Source organism: Alteromonas sp. BMJM2, assembly GCF_027257845.1.
Taxonomy (GTDB): domain Bacteria; phylum Pseudomonadota; class Gammaproteobacteria; order Enterobacterales; family Alteromonadaceae; genus Alteromonas.
The window spans coordinates 1-26,215 of sequence record NZ_JAPVOT010000010.1; the positions used below are offsets into that span (position 1 = coordinate 1).

Consider the following 26,215-nt stretch of genomic DNA (forward strand, 5'->3'; position numbering starts at 1 on the left):
AGCCCGACTCACTGCCCGTAACAATAAATGAATAAGAGTTAACCGCCGTGACTGTCCAGTCTTCGGTGAGTGTGTCGTAACCGGTGCTCATCACCCGCAGTGAGCCGTCGCCCACATTGTTCTTACCTGCAATCGCCAGTGTGTGGCTTGCTTTCTCGCCCGTATCTTCAGTTTCGCTGGTCACTAATACTGTAATGGTGTCGACGTCTGACGTACTGATGTTACCGTCTATATCCGCTAGGTTAAGGTATACCGTCGCGCCGCTTTCGTAGGTTTGCGCCACGTTACCTTCGCTGTCCACTAAATACAGTTCACCTGTGCTCGTTTGTGATGTGGGCTCACCACCGGTAGTAATACTGCCGTTTAACCAACCTGAGTAGTTAACCCCTCCCGTAGCGCTATTTTCACTGCCATCATAAATAAAGCTTAACGCCTTAGGGTTATCCCCCTCATTCATTTCAGCCGTGTCGTCTTCACCCCACCAGTTGTTTTTCGCATTTATCGCATTACTCGTGTGGTTCGCTAACGCATAACCACCGTTGCCGTATATGTCATTGCCGTTGATCGCAGGGTTGGCGTAGTTGTGCACACTAATACCGTAATCATCGTTATTGGTGATTTGGTTGCCGCTAACTTCAGCGTTACTGTTGCCGCTACTCTCTGCGTAACTCACGTATACACCCGCACCGTTACCGTCAATCACATTGCCAACAATAGAAGGCACAACGTTACCGCTGATGTACAGACCAACACCGCTGCCATAGTAGCCATCTTGGCCATTGTTCGTAATGGTGTTGTTATGCACTGACGCCTTCGTGGCATTAGACTCACCGTACAAACGGATACCCGACCCACTGTTACCGTCTACCTCGTTATTACTCACATCAATATGGTTATGCTTACTCAACGTGAGCTCAATACCGCTACCGTTATTACCGCTTACCGTATTGCCTGTAATGGTGGCGGTATAGTCACTGGTATTGTTTCCGTATGAGTAACTATAGCCATAGATACCCCCGTCTTGATTATCAGTGATAACGTTGTCGGTAATAACCATATCACCTTCTATACTGTCTAAATAAACCCCTCTATTCTGGTTTCCGGTAATGGTATTACCATCGAGAGTGAGGCCCTTAATGTCGTATAGGTATATCGTACTGCCATTATTTTCAATCGTGTTGTTATTGATTGACCACACGGCATTACCGTAACTCGCTTGCAACGCATAGCCCGCATTATCATGAATATGGTTGTTTGATACGATAGCCGTGCCATTGTTATATAAACTGAACGCACTTATCGCTTGGCGGTTATTGGTTAGCTCACTGTGAGTAATGCTAAATACGGCATTGTCATACATGTCTTGCGTCGCAATACCGTAGTCACTGTATTCCATCAGCATATGCGCGATACTAGCTGAGCCATTATTGATACGAATGCCGCCCCAGTCGCCTACTTCACCGTTACGATTGCTGCTCGTGAAAACGACCTTGTCATCGTCGTTACCCGCGACGACCAAACTCCCGTTTATCCATAGCTCACTGTTATAAGGGTTTTGGCCATCAGATGTGTCGTCACTATTCGCTAAGAACAAGACTTCTACGCCTGCCATAATGGTTAGCGTGACATCCGATGAAACGGTAATGTCACCGGTAATAAGATACGGGCTATTCTCTTTCGTCCATACCGTATCTTTAAGTAACGTTGCGCCAGGTAGTACCGTGGCTGCATAAAGCGCTGTAGTGCGAACTTGCTCTTCATCACCCCAATCGCCCGCGGCATCGGTATACACTGCGGTAATTAAATCGCCCGTCTGGATATCGAGTAAACCATCGCCCTCTAAAGGCGTGGCCGTCTCGTTCACATCAATACTGCCTGTGAACACGCCGCTATCCACATCGGTTTCAGTGAGCGTAACCGCCTCACCCACAATCGTGCCCGCGATAGTACTGAACGTGAAACTATCACCGGTATTAAACCCGACAGCGCCCGTGTCTATCTTAAAGCGCACTTCGCTATTGTCTGTCACATAGCCATTGTCGTTTGCGTAAATATCATACTGCTGACTTTGTAAGCCCGACTCACTGCCCGTAACAATAAATGAATAAGAGTTAACCGCCGTGACTGTCCAGTCTTCGGTGAGTGTGTCGTAACCGGTGCTCATCACCCGCAGTGAGCCGTCGCCCACATTGTTCTTACCGGCAATCGCCAGTGTGTGGCTTGCCTGTGAACCTGTATTCTCAGTTTCAGATGTAACTAGAACTTGAACGGATTCAACAATAGAAAGGTTACTGTTTAGATCTGGATCTGATACTTCGACATGAATTGCTTCACCACTTGAGTAGGTAAGTACTGATAGGCCAGCCTCATCAACTAATTGAATAGTGCCTGTTTCTGATGCAGCTACTATAAGCGGAGATACAAGGGCACACACGAATGCGTTAATCGACATCCCTTTCAATTTCATCGTTTAGTTCCTTAAATTTTTACTTATTCTTTTCGTTTAAGATTGCTAAAGATTTTACTCTTATTAGATTATTCTTTTCAGTCTGAGCAACTCTGTATTCCCACCCAACGTTTTGGCCGGCAACTAAATCATTAGCTAAAAGTCGTTTATCTATAACAAGCATATATTCTTGACGTTTGGTTTTTACCGCTACATAAATGTCGTTATTAACAGATTGGGTAGACAGCACAATGCCAGAGCGATGTATGCTTTTTACAATCTCAACAATGAATAGTTCGTTGAAGGCTTTGCTTTCTGTTTTGCTAAAGTAATTGGTAGATTTTCTGGCATTTTTCCAGAAAACTGTATCGCCAACCTTTGGCTTAGTATCAATTGAGGCGGCTGCCAATTGCAAAGCTGTCCCGTCGGCTTTTTCAACGTCGAGAAATGTGTACCCTTTGCCAATCGATATCGATACTAACTTACCTTCGCTCACACCATCAGATAAGTCACTAGACAAAGAATGGGTTGAATAGGTAATAAACAAAAAGGCTAAAGGTAAAAGGAATGAATTTTTGAAACTAGTTTTAAACAAAACTGACACAGCCTAGCGCTCCCTGCTCTTGTGCTTACTACTACAATTATTGTGCAGATGTTACTTATTTGTGAAAGTTTAACTCAACAAAGCCTTATAAACAATAAAGCAGGCCGCTGGCCTGCTTTGTAATTAGTAAGGCGTAACAATTATTTTTCAACGAGCCTCTGATTTCACGAGAATTTGTTTGGCTCTCACTATTCCATTAAAGTGTTACAAGCTATTTCAAGCAACGAGTTAGTTTATGACTATCCATTCGATGCTTACAGACTTTCCATAACCTCCCAAATTAACCTTAGGGCCATCCATAAGATATATGTAAGTTTGCCCTGACTGCTGTTGTCGCCAGAATAAATCAGCTTTTCCGTCACTATCAAGGTCGGCAATATCTGCAATTTTCCAATCACTGTTATTCACTGTGTTGATAAGTGAACTGGTTTTTATCTCACCATTGCCCATAAGATAAGCCCAATTTCGGCCGTCACTACGATTTCTCCAAATAATGTCGTCAGTGCCGTCCCCATCAATATCTCCAGCTCCAACAATGTCCCAGTTGGTATTAACCGTGTTGAGCGTGTATCGGCTTGAAATATTGGATCCATTCATGAGCCAGATATAATTTGTACCTTTTATTTTGTGACGCCAAATAATGTCATCAAATCCATCACCATTAACATCGCCGCTACCGACAATTTGCCAGTTTAAATCTGCCACTTTTAGGCTGGGTATAGAGGAGTTTGCCTCAATACCATCCATCAAATATATCCACGTATCGCCTCTTCCTTCGTGGCGCCAAATAATATCGTCTTTACCATCGCCATTGAAATCCATGACTTCTTTAATTTTCCACTGCGTGTCGTAGATGTAATTTAGTTCACCACGCTGCTTAATGTTGAACCCATCCATTAGGTAAATGTAATTACGGCCAGTTGCTTGATTACGCCACAATATATCTGATTTGCCATCGCCATCGAAATCACCGCGGCCTACAATGTTCCATGCTTGATCTGCGATAACATTAATACCTGCGTTTTTAGTCGTAGATAGTCCATCCATAGACCACATCCAGTTTCGACCATCGTTTGTGTTGCGCCAAAGAATGTCTGCCTTGCCATCGCCATCAACATCATGCTTCGTAGGCAAAGAATTATTTGTTACGACAAATTTTTCGTTAAACCTATCTGGAGGGCCGAAACTGCCTGAGTTATCCGCATTATCCTTTAATGGGAATAACGTAACACTCCAATCGCCTGATGTAGTTCCTTGAGGTACAGTGAGCGCTGCCTCCCAAATACCATCTAAATCATCTCCAGAAACAAGCCTAACTGCTCCGAAACCTGTGGTCGCATTGTTTATGTCGCTTCCTGCAGTAACACTTGGGGTGACCACACCAGACTCATCATCAGTTATACGCATGGTTACTGTCACGACTTGACTGGTTTGGCTAACATCAACAGTGGTGGGCGATATATTAAACTCTAGAAGTTCTGGGGCTGTTAAGTCTTCGGCATCAGATAAAACTGTAAATGAAGAATTGAATTCACTAGGCGGACCGAAGCTACCTGAGTTATCCGCGTTGTCCTTTAATGGGAATAGCGTAACACTCCAATCGCCTGATGTAGTTCCTTGAGGTACAGTGAGCGCTGCCTCCCAAATACCATCTAAATTATCTCCAGAAACAAGTCTAACTGCTCCGAAACCTGTGGTCGCATTGTTTATGTCGCTACCTGCAGTAACATTAGGGGTGACCACACCAGACTCATCATCAGTTATACGCATGGTTACTGTCACGACTTGGCTGGTTTGACTAACATCAACATTGGTGGGCGATATAGTAAACTCCAGAAGTTCTGGGGCTGTTAGGTCTTCGGCATCAGATAAAACTGTAAATGAAGAATCGAATTCACTAGGCGGACCGAAGCTACCTGAGTTATCCGCATTATCTTTTAATGGAAATAGCGTAACACTCCAATCCCCTGATGTAGTTCCTTGAGGTACAGTGAGTGCTGCCTCCCAAATACCATCTAAATCATCTCCTGAGACAAGCCTAACTGCTCCGAAACCTGTGGACGCACTGTTTCTCTCACTACCTGCGGTGACATTGGGTTTGACCACACCAGATTCATCATCAGTTATACGCATAATAACCGTTACTATTTGGCTGGTTTGACTTACGTCGACTGTAGTCGGTGATATCGAAAAGTCTATGAGATCGGGGGGTGTAAGGTCTTCGGCTAAAATTGCCCCAGAAAATATGCTAATAAAAAATAAAGTCAGTGAAATGAGGTTTTTTATATACATTACTAATCCTTGTAAACTAATGGTAGTAGAAGCTTCTGTGTATGCTGTATCTTTCCTAAACAACAAAATCGGCAGAAATAATGACCTGAGCCTTATCGATAATTAATAAGTTCATTGGTTGGTGAGTACAGAAGCATCGGCTTATTCCAATAGTTGGAACTCGTTTAACTGGTCGATTGGGTTAGTATGCCTAACCCTTTCGACTTTAGCTTCCGCGAAAAATGAAGACAAAGAAATACTTTCTACTTCGCCACTCGCCCATATCTATCAGAAAAACGAACAATATCATCTTCGCCAAGATATGCGCCCGACTGAACTTCAATTAGCTCTAGTGGAATTTTGCCTGGGTTTTCTAGGGCATGTACCGCTCCAATCGGAATGTACACTGATTCGTTTTCAGTAACTAACTGAGTTTCTTCATCAATAGTTACATTGGCGCTGCCTGATACTACAATCCAGTGCTCTGCGCGGTGATGATGCATTTGAACCGATAACTTTTCGCCCGGCTTAACTGTGATGCGTTTTACCTGGAAGCGTGCACCGCTGTCGATAGAGTCGTAGCTTCCCCATGGGCGAAATACTTCACGGTGAAACTCAAACTCTGGACGGTGCTCTGCTTTAAGCTTGTTTACAACAGTTTTTATGCTTTGCGCGTCGTCTTTATGGGCAACCATTACAGCGTCTTTCGTCTCTACGACAATTACGTCTTCTAATCCGATGACAGAAACTAAACGCTGCTCTGCATTTACGTAGCTATTTTTGGTATTTTCTAAAATGGTATCGCCTACAGTAGCGTTGCCGTTCTCGTCTTTTTCCGCAGTTTCCCACAATGACGACCAGCTGCCTACATCACTCCAGCCTGCATCAAGTGGCACCATAGCTGCGCTGTCAGTTTTTTCCATCACGGTGTAGTCGATAGAATCATCTGGGCAAGTAGCAAAGATATCGTGATCTACTCGGATAAAGTCTAAATCAGGTGTTTCGGTATCAATAGCACGCTTGCATACATCTAGCATTTCAGCATTATATTTAGCTAGCTCTTCCAAGTAGCGGCTTGCCTTAAACATAAACATACCGCTGTTCCAAAAGTAACTACCTGAATCTACGTATTCTTTAGCGGTCGCTAATGCTGGTTTTTCAACGAATTCTGCTACTTCAAACCCATCGCCAAGTTCGCTACCCGCTTTTATGTAACCATAACCGGTGTGCGGCTGATCAGGTACTATGCCAAAGGTAACAAGCTTTCCTGCTTCTGCTAACTTTTCTGCTTTTTCTATCGCATGGTGAAAAGCTTGGTTATCTTGAATTAAGTGGTCTGCAGCTAATACTAAAAGAACCGGATCTTCACCGTTCATTGTTGCGTGAAGCGCAGCTAATGCGATGGCTGGTGCTGTGTTTCGGCCCACTGGCTCAAGCAATATGCCCCCATGATGGATACTTTTTTGGCGAAGCTGTTCTGCAACTAAAAAACGATGCGCATCATTACAAATGAAAATGGGGCTTTGGGCCTTCGTGCCTTTTAAGCGAGTAATAGTGTCTTGCAGCATAGTGCTGTCTGAAGTAAGCGATAGAAACTGCTTTGGAAGCGCTGCTCGCGACTTTGGCCATAAACGGCTACCTGAGCCGCCAGCTAATACTACTGGTTTCATTGTAAGATCCTTGATGTGTGAGTACGGTGCCCACGTCCTAAAATTAAGTTACTCTGGGTAGTATACAAAGGAATGAATATTGATTAAATGGCAAATGTGGAAATGACTGGGTAAGAGTAACTATTTCTAAAAATGGGAGCAGAGTTTTTTACTTTGACCCGATTATTACTAGGCGTAATGAGTGCACATGCGTAACACTTTGACTGTCTGGATATCGTCTAGAACTTGATAAACCAAGCGCTGCTGTATGTTGATGCGCCGAGAATACGCTCCGTCTAAATCTCCGACCAATTTTTCATAAGGTGGATGTGTTTGATAAGGGCTTTCACTTATGATCTGAATGAGTGTTTTTGCCTTGGCTTTTAAGCCACCACTAGCGAGTTTTTTCGCATCTTTTTGCGCTTGTTTGGTATAAACGACATTCCATGTCACCAATCTACTTCCTCTGAACAGCTAGCTACATCTTCTTGCATTCCCGCTTTGATAGATTCTCGCATTCCCGAAACAGAGAGAAGGTATAACGTTTCTTGAATTGAATTCCAATCACTCTCAGAAAGCAACACGGCATTATTTCGCTTACTCGTAATTAATACTGGCTTATGGGATTCTGCGGTTTCATCGATTACGCGATACAAATTAGCTCTAGCCTCTGTGGCTGATAGTGTAGTCATAAAATGCCCTCTAAAGAAAGTACAACGTACGCCAAAACGTACACCCCTCGTCAAGAAGTATCACTCTCAAGGAGATAAGGGGGCTTGAGTTTTCACTCACGCCCCCTTTTTAGTTAAGCACTGCATGTCTGAAAGACTTACTCTGCACGAATTAGCGCAAGCACCTCTTTGGTTTTTTCTTCCATTAGCGGAATATCACCTTTACTTTCTACGTTCAGGCGAATTACCGGTTCGGTATTCGATTTACGTAAGTTAAAGCGCCACGTATCAAACTCTAACCCTAGGCCGTCGGTAGTATCAATAACGCTGGCTAGCGGCTGGTATTTACTGGTAACGCGCTCTAATGCGGCATCGGCATCTTTTAGCTTGCTGTTAATTTCGCCCGAGGAAGGGAAGGCTTTAATACGCTCTTTAACCATGCTGGCGAGGGTTTGTTTTTTTACACACACAAGTTCAGCAATAAGTAACCAAGGGATCATGCCTGAATCGCAGTAGGCAAAGTCGCGAAAGTAGTGATGGGCGCTCATTTCACCGCCATATACTGCATCCTCTTTGCGCATGCGCTCTTTAATGAAGGCATGGCCAGTTTTCGATTTTATGGGCGTACCGCCTGCGTTGGCAACGATGTCTTCGGTGTTCCAATAAACGCGCGGGTCGTAAATAATTTTGCTGTCGGTGTTTTTTTCGATAAAGGCTTCGGCAAGTAGCCCTACAATGTAATAGCCTTCTATAAATTCACCGTCGGCATCGAATAAAAAGCAGCGGTCGAAATCGCCGTCCCACGCAATACCAAAATCGGCACCAGACGCTTTTACTGCATCGGCGGTATCGGCACGGTTTTCTGGTAGCAGCGGGTTAGGAATGCCATTTGGAAAGGTACCGTCTGCGTTGTGATGCACCTTAATGAATTCAATAGGTACGTTTTTATTGTGCATAGCCTTTTCAATGGCATCTAAAGCGGGGCCCGCAGAGCCGTTACCGGCATTCACTACCACTTTAAGCGGTGTAAAGTTATCTAGATTGACATACGAAAGCATGTGTTCTACGTAATCACTCATACAAGAGCTTTTTGTATACTGGCCAGTACTGGTTAGATTGTCTTCTTGCGTGTGGGCCTGACCGTTGAAGAAGGCATCGGCATCTACAGTTTCGTTATTGAAGTAGTGATCCAAGCGGCCGTTAACAAACTTGTCGCTAAGATCTTCTGCCCGCTCTTTTATGGCGTTAAGGCCCGTGTCGCCACTAATGGGGATAGAGCCGGCTTTTACCAGCTTCATGCCGTTGTAGTTGATAGGGTTGTGGCTTGCGGTGACTTCAATGCCGCCGTCTACGCCAAGGTGCTTAGTGGCAAAGTAAATTTCTTCTGTGCCCGCCATGCCAATATCGGTTACATTTGCGCCAGCATCAATTAGCCCAGCGGTAAGCGCTAATTTAAGCGGTGTAGAGGTTAAGCGCACATCGCTGCCTACTACCACAGTTTTGGCATCGAGTTCTTCGGCAAAGGCATAGCCTATGCGGTAAGCCACTTCTTCGGTTAACTGAGCGTTAAGTTCGCCACGAATATCGTAAGCTTTAAAACAGGTAATTGGGTTGGCCATTACTGAGTCTCTATTCCTTTACTGGGATGATGAAAATTGTTCTATAAATGCTAAGTCGCAAGGACATATATTAAATCATCTAGCGAGTAATATTACTACGCGCATTCTATTATCTATTTTTGTTAAAGATAGAAAAAGAACACATACTGAGCGGTTAGTGGAACAAGAATGTTGTTCTGACCCCATTTATGCAGTTTGTTCTGCAATGCCGTTTAGTAGGCCTAACACTTGGTTTTCGCTCGACTGGGCCTGTGCTCGCACGCTAATACTTGCTTGCTCTACTATTTGGCTTTGGGTCAGTTGTGCGGTTTCTGCCGCATAATCAGTGTCGGTAATTCGTGATCGTGCAGCGTTGATATTTTCATTAGCAATGGCGTTTACGTTTAAGGCTGATGTCATTTGATTGAGCTTTGCGCCGTAAAAGGCACGACTTTCACTCACGGTGTTCAGTGCTGCATCAATTTGACTTAGGGCTGCTTCAGCATTCTGTTCGCTATTGATAGAAGTGCCTTCTAAACTTAAGTCTTCTAATGTGGCAGGCGTTTTCGTTACTTCTATATATTCAGTGCCCTTACCGAGCTTATTAGTAGCAGTAATATCAGCTGGGCCTAAATTGAACGCTCTTTCATCCTCACCGCCTAGTGAATCCCATGTAGCGGTAACATTAAAAACACCACTACCGATTACCGAAATGATTAATGGTTGAGAGTTGCTTGAAATAGTTAAAAACTCGTTTAGGTTTGACGGTGTTGCGCCATTTTGATCACCGCTAAATGAAATGGTGTTACCGTCTATAGTTGCAGTTCCACTGGTGAGTAATTCGCTGTCATCGTAACTCGCGTCGGCATTGTATCCGTTTGTGGTCAAAAAGAAGCGAGATTCAACATCGGCTACGTTAGAAATATTATTAGAACCGGCACTCCACGTTGCATTAGTAATAGGCGTGCCGGCAAGGTGTTTACCGCTGGTTGTAAATACTTGTATATCGTCGTTAGCGCCGTTGTCGTTTATATTCACCTGAACATTACTCGAACCGGCTGGTATGTACGCTATAGATTGCAAGCCGCTTGGAAGAGACTGTGTTACACCCTGAGCGAATCTGTCGCCTAATGAAGGCACATTATCACTTAACAGATTAGCATCACCTACTAAGGGAAGACGGTTGAATACTTCGGTTCCGTACGCAATGGCATTGAGCTCTAATTTAAGTGTTTGGAATTCTTTATCCAGGGCTGCTCTGTCGCTTTTACTGTTAATACCGTTTTGAGATTGGATAGATAGTTGCCGCATTCGCTGCAGTATAGCGGCAGATTCCTGCAGCCCACCTTCTGCCACTTGCGCATAGCTTATACCGTCATTCAGGTTTCGATTCAGTTGCGTATAGGCATTACGCTCTGACGTCAGCCGATTAGAGATTTGGAGGCCAGCGCTATCATCGGCAGCGCTGTTAATGCGAAGCCCTGAACTTAAGCGCTCTAGAGATGTAGCAACTGCGTTACTTCTAAACGTTGATAACCCTAAAGATTGATACTTGCCCGATACTGATAACATTTGCTTCCCTGTTTACTATTGGTCAGTGCCTACGTTGCCTACCACCGATGGTGCTAAAACTTACCGTATTATGGCTTTATCGTGTTAAGTGACTTTTTAAGTGTATTGGTTCACGTTTCATCGATATGAAAGTAGCAAATTCTCTGCCAGCAGTTTCACGTTTATGAACACGAGCGGGTTTAAAGATGAACATTAAGAGGTAAATGTGGTTCTGACCCTACTTAATTTGTGCTTAACGGTGGTCAACTAAACAGGCATACTGTTGGCTTTTTAGAGTGCAAAAACATAACGATGGTAATAAGCAGTAGAGTTTTATGAGAAGTAAAATGTATGGTCTGAGGTGGTGGTATAAGGAATATTCGCATGCACAGTTTAGCGAAGATTATTGGCGCATTAAGCTAATTCAACATACCCTACTATTGTCTTGTTTAGTGTTTCCAATCTTATCCACTATTAACGCATTTGGTTTCAAGAATGTTCAGCTCGCACTAATGGACTTTTTTGGATTTCTACTTACTCTCGCCATATATTTTGCCTTTAGAAAATCGGGTAATGTGAAATTTACTGCATGGCTTATTTCTATCGCTGTTACTGCGGTTATGCTGTATTTTTTGATAAGCGTTGAGGGTCGCGCTTATTCATTGGTTTGGGCAACTATTATTCTCCCGTTTACCTTCTTTCTGCTAGGTCGTCGCGGCGGTGCGGCGCTCTCAAGCATCACTCTTTGCGTGTGCATCTATCTTGTATCAGAGCAAGCCTCAAGCGGCATACCTATTACAATATCGACAGGCGCCATACTTAATGTAACAGAGGCTGCTATTGTGCAACTTTTATTATTTAGGTTTTATGAGGGCACACGTCAAAAAGCTTTTGATCAGCTTCGGGCAGAGCATAAAGTATCGAAAGAATTGTCTGAAACCGACCATTTAACCGGTGTTTATAATCGCGCTAAGTTTCTGTCGCTAGTGAAAACGGCGATGGCAACAAATAATGCTGGGAATCATTCTTTGGCAATTTTAGACATAGATGACTTTAAAAAGATCAACGACGAACTAGGCCACAATGAAGGCGATAATGTTTTAAAAGCATTTACTCGTATGCTTCGTGAAAGCACTCGCGAAGACGACATTATTGCGCGTTGGGGAGGAGAGGAATTTGTATTGTTACTACAGAATGTATCGGCGGTGCAAGCTAAAGCCCGGCTAAACGAGCTACTTGCGATGAATCAATGTATTACACCGCTAAACACTCCGGTTTTATTTAGTGCAGGCATAGTTCAGTGTAAACGAGGTGAAGTGACTGACGAATTAATCAGAGTTGCCGATGAAGCTTTATATCAAGCGAAGCATGATGGTAAGGCACGGGCTTACATTGCAACTTAAACTGGCTTTACAACGACAAACTAAGAATCGTTGCTTTTGAACATCAAGCTTTGATGCGATTTAGCGTACTGAATATTCGGTTCTGACCCCAATATATGCTAATTTGCTTGTAACTGACTTAAAATACAGCAGTCTTCTATTTTTTGGTTCGCGCATGAAGCGGCTAGGGATGACAGCGTATGTTCTAACAAAGCTAACTCTTTTTGTTGCTGTCGAATATCATCTAACTGCTTTTTAACCATACTATCAACTGCCTCGCATGACGCCGCAGGGTTTTGTTGCAGTAAAAGTAACTGCTTAATATCGCTTATGGCCATATTAAGTGCTCGGCATCTGCGTATAAAAATAAGTGTTTTTGTGTCTTTATCACCGTATTGCCGATATCCGTTGTCACTTCTTGTCGTCTTAGTAATTAAACCAACTTGTTCGTAATAACGAATAGTTTTTACCGAAGTTTGAGTCGCAGTAGCAAGTTCACTTATTCTCATCTTGACCTTCTAGTCACTGTAATCTTTATAATCATTGTATCATTATAAAACTGTTTAATTTGTTTCGATTCATGATTAAGTACCACAAGAAAATACTCACAAACATCGGCCTACCTTCTCAATCATCTTCAATACTATTTCTGCCCCAGCCTCTGTTATCAGCATGCTCGGTATCTAAACGCGTTTTTCGTTTTTCATTAGTAGCAGTTGCGTTAGCGAATGCTTCGTTGGTTTACGCCGCAGATTCAGAACAAGAACATGAACATGAACATGAACATGAAGAATCTATTGAAAAAATAGTCGTTCAAGCAACCCGGTCTGGCCGAATTGCTAATGAGCAACCGATCAGAGTTGAGCTTATTAACAGAGAAGAGATCACAGAAAAGGCCACCATGCGACCAGGCAATATTTCCATGCTAGTGGCAGAAACAGGCGGAGTACGGGTTCAAACTACATCCCCTGCCCTTGGTAGCGCGAATATTCGCCTTCAAGGAATGTATGGGCGTTATACACAGCTATTAGCCGATGGGCTGCCCTTATACGGCAACCAGGCAGCTTCTATTGGCTTACTGCAAATCCCTCCTACAGATCTTGGAAGAGTTGAGATTATTAAAGGTTCTGCCTCATCTCTTTATGGGGGCTCTGCCTTAGGTGGTGTAATTAACCTTGTTTCAAGACAGCCAGGAAATGAATTTACAGGAGATGCTTTAATCAACCTCACCACCCGTGACGGCCAAGATTTTACTACCTATGTTGAATCGCCTTTGTCAGATTCGTTAAAAGGATCTATTACGGCAGGGGCGCATCATCAACGCAGTGTAGATATTGATAATGACAACTGGATAGACTTAGCAGGCTATGAAAGATATACATTTCGTCCAAGGCTGTTTTGGCAGGGCGATAATGGAGAAAGCCTTTATTTTACCGCTGGGCACATGACAGAGAATCGTAACGGCGGCAATACTAATGGTGGTGTGGTTCCTCCTGTAACTAGCAGCGCTAACTCACAAGCAACAGAGTTTTTGCAGGCTCAAGATTCAACCCGCTCCGACGCAGGGTTTGTATTTAGCATGCCCGTAGGCGAGGTTATGACGCTTTCATCTCGTGCTTCGGCGATGATTCAGGAACACGAGCATCAATTTGGTAATATTCTAGAAGATGGCGCACTAAACGATGATAAGCACGAAAGCTACCTTGCTGAAACTAGCCTAGCCGGATATACCGATAAGATAGATTGGGTGGTGGGAATTGCCTACCAATCTGACATCTATAAGTCTGACACCTACCCACAGTTTGACTATACCTATGAAGTACCAGGGCTGTTTGCTCAACTCGATCATGAATTAACAGAGACAGTCACTACTTCTTATAGTGTGCGTATGGACGATCATAATCGATATGGGATGCAGGTCAGCCCTCGCTTATCTGTGTTGTACAAACCTGGTGACTTAACGGTAAGGGGCAGTTACGGTCAGGGCTTTTACGCACCTACACCGTTTGTTGAAGAAATAGAAGCAGCAGGGCTATCACGACTCGCCGCCATTAACGGGCTCGATGAAGAACGAGCAGAAACTGCATCTTTAGATTTCACTTATACCGTAGGAAGTATCGAAACCAGTCTAACTTTCTTTGGTTCTGACGTTGAGAACGCAACGGCTCTTGAGGCTTTCTCTTCACTAGCGGAGGCTAATACAGATACTGAAAACTTAGATCGCGTGCGTTTAGTGAACCGAGACGGTGAAACTGAGATACGCGGTTCTGAAGTACTTGTGCGTTACTATTTTGACGATATAAAGCTAACGGCTAACTACCTTTACGTTGATGCGCAAGAGAACTCCGTAACTGACAATACACCGCAGGCTATGGCACTGACACCTAAACACTCTGCAGGTTTTGTAGCGATGTGGGAGCAACATGGTAACTTTCGGGCGGGGTTTGAGGCCTATTACACCGGCACACAACAGGTTAACGATAATCCTTACATCGATAAAACCTCGCCGTACTGGCATTTAGGCTTAATGGGGGAAATTACTGTTGGGAGAATAAGTTACTTTGTTAATCTAGAAAACCTTCTTGATTTTAAACAAAGCGATGAGCATCCCACTTTGTTACCAAACCGTGCGCCTAGTGGCCAGTGGACTACCGACATCTGGTCGCGGAACGATGGGTTCATAGCGAATGCAGGAGTAAGAATAAAGTTTGGGGAATAGGCTAAATGACAAGTATCTAATTATGCCTGTTATCTAATTATGCCTGTCAGGTTTAGTTATTTGTGACTGTCACAATTTGTCTAGTCACAATTTGTCTAATCTAATTATGCCTGTCAGGTTTAGTTATTTATGACTGTCACAATTTGTCGTCACAATTGGTCTATCAAACTATGCCTGTCAGGTTTAGCTTTACGTTACGATATTGGTACTACTGACAACGTTAGCCTCTCTCGTCGCAATAGTGCTTGGGATGGTGCTTGTTACCGCTAATAAACATCGTCGGTTCCAAGCTAACACCGAGACGAAGCCCGTGTTATCGTTCCACTATCTTGGGCTCAGGGCTATCGCGTGCCGGGTACGGTTTACCATGCGACAATGGAAAGCTGCACTCACGTGGTACAGCTCCTTAGTCGATGAGGCCTGGGCTGGAAGCACATGAAATTAAATTCGTGGGGATCCCTCAGGATCTGACCCCATTTATTTCGAGGAAGACACGGTCATTAATTTGGACCTGACCCCATTTATTTAGGGTAAAAAAAATGGGGTCAGAACTTTCGTTCTGACCCCATTTCTATTTGAGTAATATTTACTCTTCAGTTGCTTCTACTACTTCTTCTTCAGCTTCAACAACTGGACGGTCAACTAGCTCAACATATGCCATTGGGGCATTGTCGCCAGCACGGAAACCACATTTTAAAATGCGAGTGTAACCGCCTGGGCGTGCTTCGTAACGAGGACCAAGCTCGTTAAACAGTTTACCTACGACCTCTTTATCACCTGTACGGGCAAAAGCTAGACGACGATTTGCAACGCTGTCTTCTTTAGCCATAGTGATTAGTGGCTCGATTACGCGACGTAATTCTTTCGCTTTTGGTAACGTAGTTTTGATCACTTCGTGCTTGACCAAAGAACCGGCCATGTTTTTGAACATAGCTTGACGATGGCTGCTGTTGCGATTCAACTGACGACCACTCTTACGATGGCGCATAGTTTTATCCTTCTCTACAAATCAGTTTGATAAAAACCTGATTAATCTTTTTCAGCGATGCTCTCTGGCGGCCAGTTTTCTAGGCGCATGCCTAGAGACAAACCACGAGATGCTAGAACATCTTTGATTTCAGTTAGCGATTTCTTACCAAGGTTAGGCGTTTTAAGTAGCTCAACCTCAGTGCGCTGTACCAGGTCACCAATGTACTGGATAGCTTCTGCTTTTAAGCAGTTAGCAGAACGTACTGTTAACTCTAGGTCATCAACTGGGCGAAGTAGAATCGGATCGAATTCCGGCTTCTCTTCTTTCGCTTCCGGCTCAGATACATCACGTAAGTCTACGAATGCATCAAGCTGTTCAGCAAGAATGGTAGCAGAACGGCGGATCGCTTCTTCAGGATCTAAAGTACCGTTTGTTTCCATGTCAATGATTAGTTTGTCTAAGTCTGTGCGTTGTTCAACACGAGCAGACTCAACAGTGTACGCAATACGCTCTACTGGGCTGTATGAAGCATCAACTAATAAACGACCAATTGGACGATCATCTTCTTCAGAGGAGCGACGGGTAGAAGCTGGAACATAACCGCGACCCATTTCTACTTTAACGCGCATGCTGATTTCAGCTTCGCCTGTCAAAGTACAAATTAAGTGATCAGGGTTAACAATTTCTACGTCGCCATCATGCTGAATATCACCAGCAACAACAGGGCCAGCGCCAGATTTCACTAGAGTTAGGGTTGCCTCAGTTTTACCTTCAAGGCGAACCGCTAAACCTTTAAGATTTAGCAAGATTTCGATAACGTCTTCTTGTACACCTTCTTTGGTGCTGTACTCGTGAAGAACGCCATCTATTTCTACCTCGGTAACTGCACATCCTGGCATAGATGACAGTAATATACGACGTAGGGCGTTACCTAGAGTGTGGCCAAAGCCGCGCTCTAGTGGTTCCAAAGTTACTTTGGCACGAGTAGGAGAAACGTTTTCGATCTCTACTAATCTCGGTTTTAGGAATTCAGTCACAGAACCCACAATGCTTCCTCTTTAGTTAGCTTTACTTAGAGTAAAGTTCGACGATCAACTGTTCGTTAATTTCAGCAGACAAATCAGTTCTTTCTGGAATGCGCTTGAAAGTGCCTTCCATTTTAGTGCTGTCTACTTCAATCCAGGTCGGCTTCTCACGTTGGTCAGCCAGCTCTAAAGCAGCTACGATACGCGCTTGCTTTTTCGCTTTCTCACGAACAGAAACCACGTCTTCGGCAGAAACGTTAAACGATGGAATGTTCACAACTTGACCATTTACCATGATCGCCTTGTGGCTTACTAGCTGACGTGCTTCAGCACGTGTACTAGCAAATCCCATACGATAAACCACGTTATCTAGACGCTGCTCTAAAAGCTGTAACAAGTTTTCACCTGTGTTGCCTTTTAGACGCGCAGCTTCTTTATAGTAGTTGCGGAATTGTTTTTCCAGTACGCCGAACATACGACGAACTTTTTGTTTTTCACGCAGCTGAACACCGTAATCAGACAAACGGCCACGACGGGCACCATGCTGACCAGGCGCTGTATCGATCTTACATTTAGAATCGATTGCGCGAACGCCGCTTTTAAGGAACAAGTCAGTTCCTTCGCGACGGCTAAGTTTGAGTTTTGGACCCAAATATCTTGCCATGATCTTTCTCCAACTGTCCGTCGATTAAACGCGACGTTTTTTCGGTGGACGACAACCGTTGTGAGGAATAGGTGTCACATCGGTAATATTTGTGATCTTATAACCAGTAGCGTTAAGAGCACGGATCGCAGACTCACGGCCTGGACCTGGACCTTTTACGAACACTTCTAGGTTCTTAAGACCGTATTCTTGTGCAGCTACACCTGCACGCTCAGCAGCTACCTGCGCAGCAAATGGGGTAGATTTACGTGAACCACGGAAACCTGAACCACCAGATGTCGCCCATGCTAGTGCATTGCCTTGACGGTCTGTAATAGTCACAATTGTGTTGTTGAAAGACGCATGGATATGAGCCATACCGTCTGCAACCTGACGTTTAGCGCGCTTACGCGTACTACGAGCTGGTGCTTTTGCCATAACTTACTCCCCGCTTACTTCTTAATTGGCTTACGAGGACCTTTACGGGTACGCGCATTAGTTTTAGTGCGCTGACCACGTAGAGGCAAGCTACGACGGTGGCGAATACCACGGAAGCAACCCAGGTCCATCAAACGTTTGATGCTCATAGAGACTTCACGACGTAAATCACCTTCAACAGTAAATTTCGCCACTTCGTCACGAAGCTTATCGATAGTCGCTTCGTCTAGCTCTTTGATTTTTGTATCTTCTGCAACACCAGCACCTGCACAAATGCTTTTCGCACGTGTGAGGCCTACACCATAAATCGCTTGGATAGCGACTACAGCATGCTTGTGCTCAGGAATGTTAATGCCAGCGATACGGGCCATTAACAGCACTCCTCTTGTTTATTTGTCGACGACCTAAAAAGCCCGATAGGATACTCATCCGTCGACCAAATTGCAAATAAAGGTTCAAAACACCTATAAACAAAACTAGCAGAACCCGATAAGTATGCTCCGGATTCTGCTTAGTAGCTTTGCAAGTATTCTGTACCGCTTAGATTAACCTTGCCTTTGCTTATGCTTTGGCTCTGTACAAATTACACGCACAACACCGTTGCGCTTGATAACTTTACAGTTACGGCAAATCTTTTTAACTGATGCACGAACTTTCATTACATCACTCCCCTATCTTTAATATTAAGGGGCTAACTTAACGGCCGTAGCCTTTAAGATTAGCTTTCTTCAGAACAGACTCATATTGACTACTCATCAAATGCGTCTGCACCTGTGCCATAAAGTCCATGATAACCACTACTATGATTAGAAGCGACGTACCACCGAAGTAGAACGGAACATTCCAAGCAATTAGCATGAATTCAGGCACTAAACAAATAAAGGTTATGTATAGTGCGCCAGCCAGTGTGAGGCGAGTCATTACCTTATCAATATAACGCGATGTTTGTTCACCCGGGCGGATGCCAGGAATAAACGCACCAGACTTCTTCAAATTATCTGCTGTATCACGCGGGTTGAAAACCAACGCCGTGTAGAAGAAGCAAAAGAAGATGATTGCTGTTGCATATAACATTACGTACAGCGGTTGACCTGGAGATAGCATTAACGCTACGTCCTGCAACCATGCTGTTGATTCATTCTGACCGAACCATCCTGCGATAGTTCCTGGGAACAGAATAATGCTGGAAGCAAAGATTGGTGGAATTACACCAGCAATGTTGACCTTCAGCGGTAAATGCGTGCTCTGCGCTGCAAAAACCTGACGGCCTTGCTGACGTTTCGCGTAGTTTACCACAATTCTGCGTTGTCCGCGCTCTACAAATACAACGAGGTATGTAAGCGCAATAACAATCACAGCAATCAACAGGAGGAATAACAAGTTAATGTCGCCCTGCCTTGCTTGCTCTGCCGTTTGACCGATTGCTGTAGGTAAACCTGCAACAATACCAGCAAAAATCAAGATAGAAATACCGTTGCCGATACCTCGTTCAGTAATTTGCTCACCCAACCACATGAGGAACATAGTCCCTGTGACCAAGCTCACTACCGCTGTAAAGTAGAATCCGAAGCCAGGGTTCAATACCAATCCATTAATTAGGTTTGGCAGGCCAGTCGATATTCCTATCGACTGGAAAATAGCAAGTACAAGCGTTAGATAACGCGTGTACTGACTGATTTTACGACGGCCTGCTTCGCCTTCTTTTTTAAGCTCTACCATCGGTGGATGAACCACCGAGAGCAACTGCATAATAATGGATGCAGTAATGTATGGCATAATGCCCAAAGCCAGAACGGATGCACGCTCAAGCGCACCACCAGAGAACATGTTAAACATTTCTACAATGGTGCCTTTCTGTTGCTCGAACAAGTCAGCAAGTACAGCTGGATCGATGCCCGGAATAGGAACATAAGAACCCAATCTGAAAACAACAATCGCACCAAGTACGAACAACAATCTTGCTTTAAGCTCACTCAAGCCGCTTTTAGCGCCTGAATCCAATCCTGGTTTAGCCATCTAGCTTATTCCTCTACTTTACCGCCAGCAGCTTCAATCGCTTCTTTAGCGCCTTTAGTAACCTTTAAACCGCTTACTGTAACAGCACGTGATAACTCGCCGCTCTTAACTACTTTTACAAACAACATTTCTTTCTTAACAAGACCTGCTGCTTTCAAAGTTTCAAGAGAAACTGTATCACCGTCTACTTTTGCGATTTCTGCAAGTGTTACTTGATCAGTAACAAAGCTCTTGCGTGAAGTGAAACCGAATTTCGGAAGACGACGCTGTAAAGGCATCTGACCACCTTCGAATCCTGGCTTAACACGGCCACCTGAACGGCTTTTTTGACCTTTGTGGCCTACACCACTCGTTTTACCAAGACCTGAGCCGATGCCTCGACCAGTACGCTTACCAGATTTATGAGCCCCTGGTGCAGGAGCAATAGTATTTAAACGCATGTTCTTACTCCTCCACTATCTCGACCATGTAATGTACACGGTGGACCATGCCACGTACGGCTGGGGTATCTTCCAGTTCACGAACATGGTTGATCTTACGAAGACCTAAGCCTTTAAGCGTAGCTTTGTGCTTAGGCAGTCTGCCGATAGCACTTTTAGTTTGCTTTACTTTAATCGTTGCCATGTCTGATTACCCCAAAATTTCATCTACAGACAATCCACGTTTCGCAGCAACTTTCGCTGGAGAATTCATCTCTGTCAGCGCGTTGATTGTTGCACGAACAACGTTGATTGGGTTTGTAGAGCCGTAACATTTTGAAAGTACGTTTTGTACGCCAGCTACTTCAAGTACTGCACGCATTGCACCGCCGGCGATGATACCGGTACCTTCTGATGCAGGCTGCATGTAAACTTTAGAGCCAGAGTGACGACCTTTAATAGGGTGCTGTAACGTATTGCCATTTAGGTCAACGTCAACCATATTGCGACGTGCCTTTTCCATAGCTTTCTGGATTGCAGCAGGAACTTCACGTGCCTTACCATAACCGAAACCTACGCGACCGTTACCGTCACCCACTACTGTCAATGCAGTGAAACTAAAGATACGACCACCTTTAACCACTTTAGATACGCGGTTAACGGCAATCAATTTCTCTAACAGTTCACCGTTCTGAACGTCTTGTTTAGCCATTATAAACTCCTAGAACTGAAGGCCAGCTTCGCGAGCTGCATCAGCTAATGCTTTAACGCGACCGTGGTATTGGAAGCCACTACGATCGAAAGCCACTGCTTTAATGCCTTTCTCAATAGCGCGCTCTGCGATTGCTTTTCCGACTACCGTCGCTGCTTCAGCGTTACCTGTAGACTTAAGATCTTTTGCAAGATCCTTTTCAACAGTTGAAGCCGCCGCTAATACTTCAGAACCGCACGGGGCGATAAGCTGAGCGTATATGTGGCGAGGTGTGCGGTTAATAACCAAGCGATGCGCGGCCAGTTCACGAATTTTTGCTCGTGCGCGAGTTGCGCGACGAATGCGAGCTGTTTTCTTATCCATCGTATCACCCACCTACTTTTTCTTAGCTTCTTTACGACGTACATGTTCGTCAGCGTAACGTACACCTTTACCTTTGTAAGGCTCTGGTGGACGGTAACCACGAATGTTCGCCGCAACCTGTCCTACCATCTGCTTATCGGCGCCTTTGACGACGATTTCAGTTTGGCTAGGAGTTTCAACGGTAATGCCTTCAGGCATTTCGTATACTACAGGATGAGAGAAACCTAGCGTTAGGTTAAGCTTGCTACCTTGTGCTTGCGCACGGTAACCAACACCATTTAGCTGAAGCTTTTTCTCAAAACCTTGCGTAACACCTTGAACCATTGCGTTAAGAAGTGAGCGAACAGTACCAGCCTGTGCCCAATTGTTTGCAAAACCTTCACGAGGAAGTGCTTTCAATTGGTTCTCTTCTTGTACAACTTCAACAGCGTCGTTAAAAACGCGGCTCAATGTGCCTTTACTACCTTTTACAGTAACTTCTTGGCCAGAGATAGATATTTCTACGCCTGAAACCAAGTCTACTGGGGCTTTTGCTATACGTGACATTTCAACTCCTCCGTTATGCTACATAACCGATGATCTCACCGCCCATGCCAGCGTTACGCGCTGCACGGTCAGTCATCACACCTTTTGAAGTCGACACGATAGCGATACCCAAGCCACCCATAACCTTTGGAAGCTCATCTTTTTTCTTATAGATGCGCAGACCGGGGCGACTTACGCGCTCGATAGTGTCAATTACTTGCTTGCCTTCGAAGTACTTAAGCGTAACTTCTAAAACAGGCTTAACGTCACCTGATGCAGCAAAGTCTGTGATATAACCTTCTGACTTCAACACTTCGCATATAGAAACGCGAACTTTTGAAGAAGGCATAGTTACAGAAACTTTCTGAGCCATCTGGCCGTTACGGATGCGTGTGAACATATCCGCGATAGGATCTTGCATACTCATTATCAGCTACTCCTTACCAACTGGCTTTCTTAAGGCCAGGGACTTCACCGCGCATCGCTGCTTCGCGAAGCTTAATACGGCTAAGGCCGAATTTGCGTAGGTAACCATGTGGACGGCCAGTTACGCGACAACGGTTACGTTGACGTGAAGAACTAGAGTCACGTGGTAGTTGTTGCAGCTTCAGAACAGCGTCCCAACGCTCTTCTTCAGAAGCGTTAACATCGCTGATAATCGCTTTAAGTGCAGCGCGCTTCTCAGCATACTTAGCTACTAGCTTAGTACGCTTCGCTTCGCGTGCTTTCATTGATTCTTTTGCCATAACCCTACACCCCTACTTTTTGAATGGGAAGTTAAACGCGTCCAGCAGAGCACGTGCTTCGTCATTAGAATTCGCACTGGTAGTGATAGTAATATCCATACCGCGAACCTTATCCACTTTATCGAAATCGATTTCAGGGAAAATGATTTGCTCACGCACGCCCATGCTGTAGTTACCACGTCCGTCGAATGATTTTGGGTTCAAACCACGGAAGTCGCGAATACGCGGAATAGCGATTGAAATCAAACGCTCTAGGAATTCCCACATACGCTCGCCACGTAGGGTTACTTTACAGCCAATCGGATAACCTTCACGGATTTTAAAGCCCGCTACTGATTTTCTAGCAACTGTAACAATCGGCTTCTGACCGGCGATAGCCGTCATGTCAGCTTGAGCATTCTCAAGCACCTTCTTGTCAGCAACTGCTTCACCTAAACCCATGTTTAGAGTGATTTTTTCAATCCGAGGGACTTGCATGACGCTTTTGTACCCGAACTGCTTAGCAAGTTCAGCTACTACTGTTTCTTTATAGAAATCATGCAGTTTCGCCATCGTACTCTCCAATATAATTAAACAAGTTCGCCGTTAGATTTGAAGAAACGTACTTTCTTCTCATCTTCGAAACGGAAACCAACGCGATCTGCTTTACCCGTTGCTGGGTTAACAATCGCAACATTAGAAACGTGAATAGAAGCTTCTTTCTCAACAATACCACCAGCAACACCCAATTGAGGGTTAGGCTTAGTGTGTTTCTTGACGAGATTAACGCCTTCTATAATTAAACGGTCATCAGCCATAAGCACTTTAAGGACTTTGCCTTGTTTGCCTTTGTCTTTACCCGCTAATACGACTACTTCATCATCACGACGAATTTTATTAGCCATTATCGTGACTCCTTATAGTACCTCTGGGGCCAATGAGATGATTTTCATGAAGTTTGAACTTCTCAACTCACGGGTTACCGGGCCAAAGATACGCGTACCAATTGGTTGCTTGTTTGCATTAAGCAAAACAGCCGCGTTACCGTCAAAACGAATGGATGAACCATCAGGACGACGAACGCCTTTTCTAGTACGCACCACCACTGCATTCAGTACGTCACCTTTTTTAACTTTACCGCGAGGAATTGCTTCCTTGACAGTAACTTTGATGATGTCACCGATACCTGCATAACGGCGATGCGAGCCACCAAGAACCTTAATACACTGAACCCTGCGAGCGCCGCTGTTATCTGCAACGTCCAGGTTAGTTTGCATTTGGATCATGTTAGTGCTCCGCTCTAAATTAAGACTCTCCCGAGTCGTTATTGTGCTGCTAAAAACAACTGGATATCGTTGCTTTTATGTACATACCCCCATAAAAAGGGCGCGAAACTATAACAGAATTATTAGCTAAGCGATAGCGGTAAATTGAATTAATTTTAGACTGGGTGGATAAAAAAACCCCAGCTGAAAAACTGGGGTGATGATAACCACAGAGGAGGTCATCAAGCAGGAACTCTATGAGCTGCGACACGTGAACATAGCTATCAAAACACTGCGCACAGTAATAAAGATAATAGATATTCTGGGATATGACAGTTTTCAAGCTAATCATTTAGTATAAAAATACACTTTGGTATAAAAATAGAGACGCTTTAACCGCTCCTTTTTCAATATTTCCCTTTTTACAAAGTGAAGCAGCGCTAACATGTTGTTGTCAGCGCTTATCAACAGAGATGCCTATCGCGATTAAAACAGTATGTTTATTTCGTAACCCGTTGCTGTATCTGCCGGCTCAACGGTCACAATGTAGTTTTCTTCTTCTGTGAAGCCAAAAAGCGCTGTACGGTCTAACAATACTTGCTCATCGTTGTCGTCTTCGTACACCGCGATAACTTCGTAAAAATCAGAAGGCAGGACTTCGGTGCTGGTTTCACCAAACTCAAGGTTGTTCACTCTGTACTCTGCGGTATCGATAGTTTCGTCGTGACGTACAAGGAAAATTTCAACGTCGTCATAGTCGCTAACAAGGTTAATAAAGTTAACGGTTTTGTCGTAGGCCTGTGGTAGCCCACTTTCTTCAAAGGTTGCAGCACCTAATTTTCCGTCTTTCTCGTAAATGAGTATTGCCTTACTTTGCCCCTGATTAAGCGTGATAAGTTTATTGCTAAGATTAGTAATAGCACCAGAAGTGTCTTCTACCGACACACGGTAGTCACCGTAGCGAATTGCAGTAAAGTCGGAAAGCTCATCAGCAGCTAATGTAAATTCAATGTCTTCTTCGTCTGTGTTGCCACCGAAGGTAACGGTTACTGGTGTGTCTAAGTTTGTTGAGTTGTAGATGCGGTATTGCGCATCGGCTTCTACATCGGTTAAACCAGATACACTTGAAGAGTTTAGTATGGTGTCTACGACAAGACCTTCTTGTATAGCGCCACTTACATCGCGAAGGGCCATTACGTATTCAGTTTCATAGATGAAATCTAAGGTTTGAGATTCAAAGATGACGTCAGTGCTGCCAGGCGCGGTGAGGTATACGGTGTATTCGCCCTCATCAAAGTCGTCGCTATCGTCATCACCATCCCAAAACGTCAGTTCTCCCAAATCGTTTGGTGTAATGGTGCCAAGAAAATTTGCTGCTTCAAAGGGGTCGCCTGCGTCGCTCATGTAGAAGTCAAAAGATTCGTCATCCATGGTCACTGATATAGCTAGGAGTCTGAAGTGGTCCTCTAGTGATTCCCTCTCATAACTATATGCATTGAATGAAGGGCTGTTGAAGTCGCCGCTCATGACGATCAAAGTTTTCTCGCCCTCTTTTAAATTTACCGTTATTTCATCTATGTAGACTTCTTGATCGTCTGAATCGGTGCGAATGAACTCTAAAACAAGTTCTCCGCTTTCCATTGAATACATAGAAGACGCATCACCAAACTGGGCGGAGCCAAAGCTATCTCCATCCACTTCACGCATTTCTACATTGGCCCCATTAGGCGATGCGTTATAAAACTGAAGATACGCAAATTCGTAATCTGAATCGCTGCTGTCTGAACCTCCACATGCCGCAAGGGTAAATAGCGCAACCAAACCTAGTACAAACGATTTACTAAAGTGACAGGCATAAGTTTTACTAAAGAGACAGGCATGATAAAAGACGCTGAGCCCCCCACTATTGTGACAGGCACGATTTACCAATGAGAATGATCGCATAAACGGTGTTTCCTTTTTATTTTTAAAGAGTAATTGGAAAACAGCACAAGTGTTAACACATGCGCCGAACGCGGTTATGGCACATAGTTTTGAGGTAGGTTCATGGCTTTACGCTGTCTTTACAAAGCTGACAATTCACTGAAGAAAATGACGGTGAATCTATACAAAGTTTGTTGTTAGTTTGACTGTCACTTTTGAAAGACTAGGTTTGAGGCATAAGTTTGAAGGGATGAGCTCAAAAACTGTTATTGCTGAGCGTTTAATTCGCTCTTTGAAAAA

Annotated in this window: 29 protein-coding genes; 2 read left to right on the top strand and 27 right to left on the bottom strand. The window is 44.3% G+C overall.

From position 1 onward, the window contains the following. From O9X84_RS11975 to O9X84_RS12010, 8 genes are all read right to left on the bottom strand, one after another. On the bottom strand, positions 1 to 2,467 hold a 2,467-nt coding region (locus O9X84_RS11975; RefSeq protein ID WP_269520012.1), incomplete at its 3' end, for a right-handed parallel beta-helix repeat-containing protein. Positions 2,468 to 2,486: 19 nt separating this feature from the next. Beyond that, positions 2,487 to 3,050 carry a hypothetical protein gene (locus O9X84_RS11980; protein ID WP_269520013.1) on the bottom strand — a complete coding sequence of 188 codons (564 nt, stop codon included), beginning with the start codon at positions 3,048 to 3,050 and terminating at the stop codon, positions 2,487 to 2,489. Between the two features lie 228 nt (positions 3,051 to 3,278). Continuing rightward, the gene (locus O9X84_RS11985) at positions 3,279 to 5,342 is read right to left on the bottom strand and encodes an FG-GAP repeat domain-containing protein (RefSeq protein ID WP_269520014.1); all 2,064 of its coding nucleotides are present in this window, start codon (positions 5,340 to 5,342) and stop codon (positions 3,279 to 3,281) included. A gap of 242 nt (positions 5,343 to 5,584) precedes the next feature. Further along, positions 5,585 to 6,991 (bottom strand): mannose-1-phosphate guanylyltransferase/mannose-6-phosphate isomerase, encoded by a 1,407-nt coding sequence (locus tag O9X84_RS11990; protein WP_269520015.1) that lies wholly within the window; start codon positions 6,989 to 6,991, stop codon positions 5,585 to 5,587. Positions 6,992 to 7,159: 168 nt separating this feature from the next. Then, positions 7,160 to 7,423, bottom strand: coding sequence for a Txe/YoeB family addiction module toxin (locus O9X84_RS11995; RefSeq protein WP_269520016.1), 264 nt, complete (start codon positions 7,421 to 7,423; stop codon positions 7,160 to 7,162). Further along, a complete protein-coding gene (locus O9X84_RS12000; protein WP_269520017.1) occupies positions 7,420 to 7,662 on the bottom strand; it encodes a type II toxin-antitoxin system Phd/YefM family antitoxin in 243 nt (80 codons plus the stop codon). The genes O9X84_RS11995 and O9X84_RS12000 overlap by 4 nt, the downstream gene beginning before the upstream one ends. Positions 7,663 to 7,799: 137 nt before the next feature. Continuing rightward, complete coding sequence (locus tag O9X84_RS12005) at positions 7,800 to 9,260, bottom strand: phosphomannomutase CpsG (RefSeq protein WP_269520018.1); 1,461 nt, start codon at positions 9,258 to 9,260, stop codon at positions 7,800 to 7,802. Between the two features lie 186 nt (positions 9,261 to 9,446). After that, positions 9,447 to 10,811, bottom strand: coding sequence for a flagellin N-terminal helical domain-containing protein (locus O9X84_RS12010; protein ID WP_269520019.1), 1,365 nt, complete (start codon positions 10,809 to 10,811; stop codon positions 9,447 to 9,449). 314 nt (positions 10,812 to 11,125) lie between these two features. Here O9X84_RS12010 and O9X84_RS12015 point away from each other — a divergent pair, with 314 nt between their 5' ends. Further along, positions 11,126 to 12,193, top strand: coding sequence for a GGDEF domain-containing protein (locus O9X84_RS12015; protein WP_269520020.1), 1,068 nt, complete (start codon positions 11,126 to 11,128; stop codon positions 12,191 to 12,193). Positions 12,194 to 12,291: 98 nt separating this feature from the next. Here O9X84_RS12015 and O9X84_RS12020 read toward each other — a convergent pair whose 3' ends face one another. After that, positions 12,292 to 12,681, bottom strand: coding sequence for a MerR family transcriptional regulator (locus O9X84_RS12020; protein ID WP_269520021.1), 390 nt, complete (start codon positions 12,679 to 12,681; stop codon positions 12,292 to 12,294). A 71-nt stretch (positions 12,682 to 12,752) separates the two neighbouring features. Here O9X84_RS12020 and O9X84_RS12025 point away from each other — a divergent pair, with 71 nt between their 5' ends. Next, on the top strand, positions 12,753 to 14,891 hold the full coding sequence (locus O9X84_RS12025; RefSeq protein WP_269520022.1) for a TonB-dependent receptor plug domain-containing protein: 2,139 nt from the start codon (positions 12,753 to 12,755) through the stop codon (positions 14,889 to 14,891). Between the two features lie 586 nt (positions 14,892 to 15,477). On the opposite strand, the gene rplQ is transcribed toward O9X84_RS12025, so the two are convergent. The 18 genes from rplQ to O9X84_RS12115 all read right to left on the bottom strand — a co-directional run bounded on the left by rplQ (position 15,478) and on the right by O9X84_RS12115 (position 25,936). Next, positions 15,478 to 15,879 (bottom strand): 50S ribosomal protein L17, encoded by a 402-nt coding sequence (gene rplQ, locus O9X84_RS12030; protein ID WP_032094882.1) that lies wholly within the window; start codon positions 15,877 to 15,879, stop codon positions 15,478 to 15,480. A 41-nt stretch (positions 15,880 to 15,920) separates the two neighbouring features. Further along, positions 15,921 to 16,910 (bottom strand): DNA-directed RNA polymerase subunit alpha, encoded by a 990-nt coding sequence (locus O9X84_RS12035; protein WP_032094883.1) that lies wholly within the window; start codon positions 16,908 to 16,910, stop codon positions 15,921 to 15,923. Between the two features lie 19 nt (positions 16,911 to 16,929). Beyond that, positions 16,930 to 17,550: a 30S ribosomal protein S4 gene (gene rpsD, locus O9X84_RS12040; RefSeq protein ID WP_269520024.1), complete on the bottom strand. Its 621-nt coding sequence runs from the start codon at positions 17,548 to 17,550 to the stop codon at positions 16,930 to 16,932. Between the two features lie 24 nt (positions 17,551 to 17,574). Continuing rightward, positions 17,575 to 17,967, bottom strand: a complete 393-nt coding sequence (gene rpsK / locus O9X84_RS12045; RefSeq protein WP_013786215.1) for a 30S ribosomal protein S11 — start codon at positions 17,965 to 17,967, stop codon at positions 17,575 to 17,577. Positions 17,968 to 17,981: 14 nt separating this feature from the next. Beyond that, positions 17,982 to 18,338, bottom strand: a complete 357-nt coding sequence (gene rpsM, locus O9X84_RS12050) for a 30S ribosomal protein S13 (RefSeq protein WP_032094885.1) — start codon at positions 18,336 to 18,338, stop codon at positions 17,982 to 17,984. A gap of 174 nt (positions 18,339 to 18,512) precedes the next feature. Then, a complete protein-coding gene (gene rpmJ, locus O9X84_RS12055; RefSeq protein ID WP_013786217.1) occupies positions 18,513 to 18,626 on the bottom strand; it encodes a 50S ribosomal protein L36 in 114 nt (37 codons plus the stop codon). 37 nt (positions 18,627 to 18,663) lie between these two features. Continuing rightward, entirely contained in the window at positions 18,664 to 19,983 is a 1,320-nt protein-coding gene (gene secY / locus O9X84_RS12060) for a preprotein translocase subunit SecY (protein WP_269520026.1), read from the bottom strand. A 5-nt stretch (positions 19,984 to 19,988) separates the two neighbouring features. Next, positions 19,989 to 20,423: a 50S ribosomal protein L15 gene (rplO, locus tag O9X84_RS12065; RefSeq protein WP_032094887.1), complete on the bottom strand. Its 435-nt coding sequence runs from the start codon at positions 20,421 to 20,423 to the stop codon at positions 19,989 to 19,991. Positions 20,424 to 20,427: 4 nt separating this feature from the next. Further along, positions 20,428 to 20,607 (bottom strand): 50S ribosomal protein L30, encoded by a 180-nt coding sequence (gene rpmD, locus O9X84_RS12070; RefSeq protein ID WP_032094888.1) that lies wholly within the window; start codon positions 20,605 to 20,607, stop codon positions 20,428 to 20,430. A 6-nt stretch (positions 20,608 to 20,613) separates the two neighbouring features. Then, positions 20,614 to 21,114, bottom strand: a complete 501-nt coding sequence (gene rpsE, locus O9X84_RS12075) for a 30S ribosomal protein S5 (RefSeq protein ID WP_032094889.1) — start codon at positions 21,112 to 21,114, stop codon at positions 20,614 to 20,616. Positions 21,115 to 21,123: 9 nt separating this feature from the next. After that, positions 21,124 to 21,477 (bottom strand): 50S ribosomal protein L18, encoded by a 354-nt coding sequence (gene rplR / locus O9X84_RS12080; protein WP_032094986.1) that lies wholly within the window; start codon positions 21,475 to 21,477, stop codon positions 21,124 to 21,126. A gap of 12 nt (positions 21,478 to 21,489) precedes the next feature. Then, complete coding sequence (rplF, locus tag O9X84_RS12085) at positions 21,490 to 22,023, bottom strand: 50S ribosomal protein L6 (protein ID WP_032094890.1); 534 nt, start codon at positions 22,021 to 22,023, stop codon at positions 21,490 to 21,492. 13 nt (positions 22,024 to 22,036) lie between these two features. Beyond that, on the bottom strand, positions 22,037 to 22,429 hold the full coding sequence (rpsH, locus tag O9X84_RS12090) for a 30S ribosomal protein S8 (RefSeq protein ID WP_032094891.1): 393 nt from the start codon (positions 22,427 to 22,429) through the stop codon (positions 22,037 to 22,039). A 13-nt stretch (positions 22,430 to 22,442) separates the two neighbouring features. Next, on the bottom strand, positions 22,443 to 22,748 hold the full coding sequence (rpsN, locus tag O9X84_RS12095; protein ID WP_032094892.1) for a 30S ribosomal protein S14: 306 nt from the start codon (positions 22,746 to 22,748) through the stop codon (positions 22,443 to 22,445). A 12-nt stretch (positions 22,749 to 22,760) separates the two neighbouring features. Beyond that, a complete protein-coding gene (rplE, locus tag O9X84_RS12100; protein ID WP_032094893.1) occupies positions 22,761 to 23,300 on the bottom strand; it encodes a 50S ribosomal protein L5 in 540 nt (179 codons plus the stop codon). A gap of 17 nt (positions 23,301 to 23,317) precedes the next feature. Beyond that, positions 23,318 to 23,632 carry a 50S ribosomal protein L24 gene (gene rplX, locus O9X84_RS12105; protein ID WP_032094894.1) on the bottom strand — a complete coding sequence of 105 codons (315 nt, stop codon included), beginning with the start codon at positions 23,630 to 23,632 and terminating at the stop codon, positions 23,318 to 23,320. Positions 23,633 to 23,644: 12 nt separating this feature from the next. After that, a complete protein-coding gene (gene rplN / locus O9X84_RS12110) occupies positions 23,645 to 24,013 on the bottom strand; it encodes a 50S ribosomal protein L14 (protein ID WP_032094895.1) in 369 nt (122 codons plus the stop codon). Positions 24,014 to 24,478: 465 nt separating this feature from the next. Then, entirely contained in the window at positions 24,479 to 25,936 is a 1,458-nt protein-coding gene (locus O9X84_RS12115) for a DUF4397 domain-containing protein (protein ID WP_269520028.1), read from the bottom strand. Positions 25,937 to 26,215: the final 279 nt, after the last annotated feature.

Excerpts from the sequence above, each read along its gene's own strand:
- O9X84_RS11985 (WP_269520014.1), bottom strand. The coding sequence starts at position 5,342 with ATGTATATAAAAAACCTCATTTCACTGACTTTATTTTTTATTAGCATA.
- O9X84_RS11990 (WP_269520015.1), bottom strand. The coding sequence starts at position 6,991 with ATGAAACCAGTAGTATTAGCTGGCGGCTCAGGTAGCCGTTTATGGCCA.
- O9X84_RS12000 (WP_269520017.1), bottom strand. The coding sequence starts at position 7,662 with ATGACTACACTATCAGCCACAGAGGCTAGAGCTAATTTGTATCGCGTA.
- O9X84_RS12005 (WP_269520018.1), bottom strand. The coding sequence starts at position 9,260 with ATGGCCAACCCAATTACCTGTTTTAAAGCTTACGATATTCGTGGCGAA.
- O9X84_RS12010 (WP_269520019.1), bottom strand. The coding sequence starts at position 10,811 with ATGTTATCAGTATCGGGCAAGTATCAATCTTTAGGGTTATCAACGTTT.
- O9X84_RS12015 (WP_269520020.1), top strand. The coding sequence starts at position 11,126 with ATGAGAAGTAAAATGTATGGTCTGAGGTGGTGGTATAAGGAATATTCG.
- O9X84_RS12020 (WP_269520021.1), bottom strand. The coding sequence starts at position 12,681 with ATGAGAATAAGTGAACTTGCTACTGCGACTCAAACTTCGGTAAAAACT.
- O9X84_RS12025 (WP_269520022.1), top strand. The coding sequence starts at position 12,753 with ATGATTAAGTACCACAAGAAAATACTCACAAACATCGGCCTACCTTCT.
- rplQ (WP_032094882.1), bottom strand. The coding sequence starts at position 15,879 with ATGCGCCATCGTAAGAGTGGTCGTCAGTTGAATCGCAACAGCAGCCAT.
- rpsD (WP_269520024.1), bottom strand. The coding sequence starts at position 17,550 with ATGGCAAGATATTTGGGTCCAAAACTCAAACTTAGCCGTCGCGAAGGA.
- rpsK (WP_013786215.1), bottom strand. The coding sequence starts at position 17,967 with ATGGCAAAAGCACCAGCTCGTAGTACGCGTAAGCGCGCTAAACGTCAG.
- rpsM (WP_032094885.1), bottom strand. The coding sequence starts at position 18,338 with ATGGCCCGTATCGCTGGCATTAACATTCCTGAGCACAAGCATGCTGTA.
- rpmJ (WP_013786217.1), bottom strand. The coding sequence starts at position 18,626 with ATGAAAGTTCGTGCATCAGTTAAAAAGATTTGCCGTAACTGTAAAGTT.
- secY (WP_269520026.1), bottom strand. The coding sequence starts at position 19,983 with ATGGCTAAACCAGGATTGGATTCAGGCGCTAAAAGCGGCTTGAGTGAG.
- rplO (WP_032094887.1), bottom strand. The coding sequence starts at position 20,423 with ATGCGTTTAAATACTATTGCTCCTGCACCAGGGGCTCATAAATCTGGT.
- rpmD (WP_032094888.1), bottom strand. The coding sequence starts at position 20,607 with ATGGCAACGATTAAAGTAAAGCAAACTAAAAGTGCTATCGGCAGACTG.
- rpsE (WP_032094889.1), bottom strand. The coding sequence starts at position 21,114 with ATGGCTAAACAAGACGTTCAGAACGGTGAACTGTTAGAGAAATTGATT.
- rplR (WP_032094986.1), bottom strand. The coding sequence starts at position 21,477 with ATGGATAAGAAAACAGCTCGCATTCGTCGCGCAACTCGCGCACGAGCA.
- rplF (WP_032094890.1), bottom strand. The coding sequence starts at position 22,023 with ATGTCACGTATAGCAAAAGCCCCAGTAGACTTGGTTTCAGGCGTAGAA.
- rpsH (WP_032094891.1), bottom strand. The coding sequence starts at position 22,429 with ATGAGTATGCAAGATCCTATCGCGGATATGTTCACACGCATCCGTAAC.
- rpsN (WP_032094892.1), bottom strand. The coding sequence starts at position 22,748 with ATGGCAAAAGAATCAATGAAAGCACGCGAAGCGAAGCGTACTAAGCTA.
- rplE (WP_032094893.1), bottom strand. The coding sequence starts at position 23,300 with ATGGCGAAACTGCATGATTTCTATAAAGAAACAGTAGTAGCTGAACTT.
- rplX (WP_032094894.1), bottom strand. The coding sequence starts at position 23,632 with ATGGCTAATAAAATTCGTCGTGATGATGAAGTAGTCGTATTAGCGGGT.
- rplN (WP_032094895.1), bottom strand. The coding sequence starts at position 24,013 with ATGATCCAAATGCAAACTAACCTGGACGTTGCAGATAACAGCGGCGCT.
- O9X84_RS12115 (WP_269520028.1), bottom strand. The coding sequence starts at position 25,936 with ATGCGATCATTCTCATTGGTAAATCGTGCCTGTCACAATAGTGGGGGG.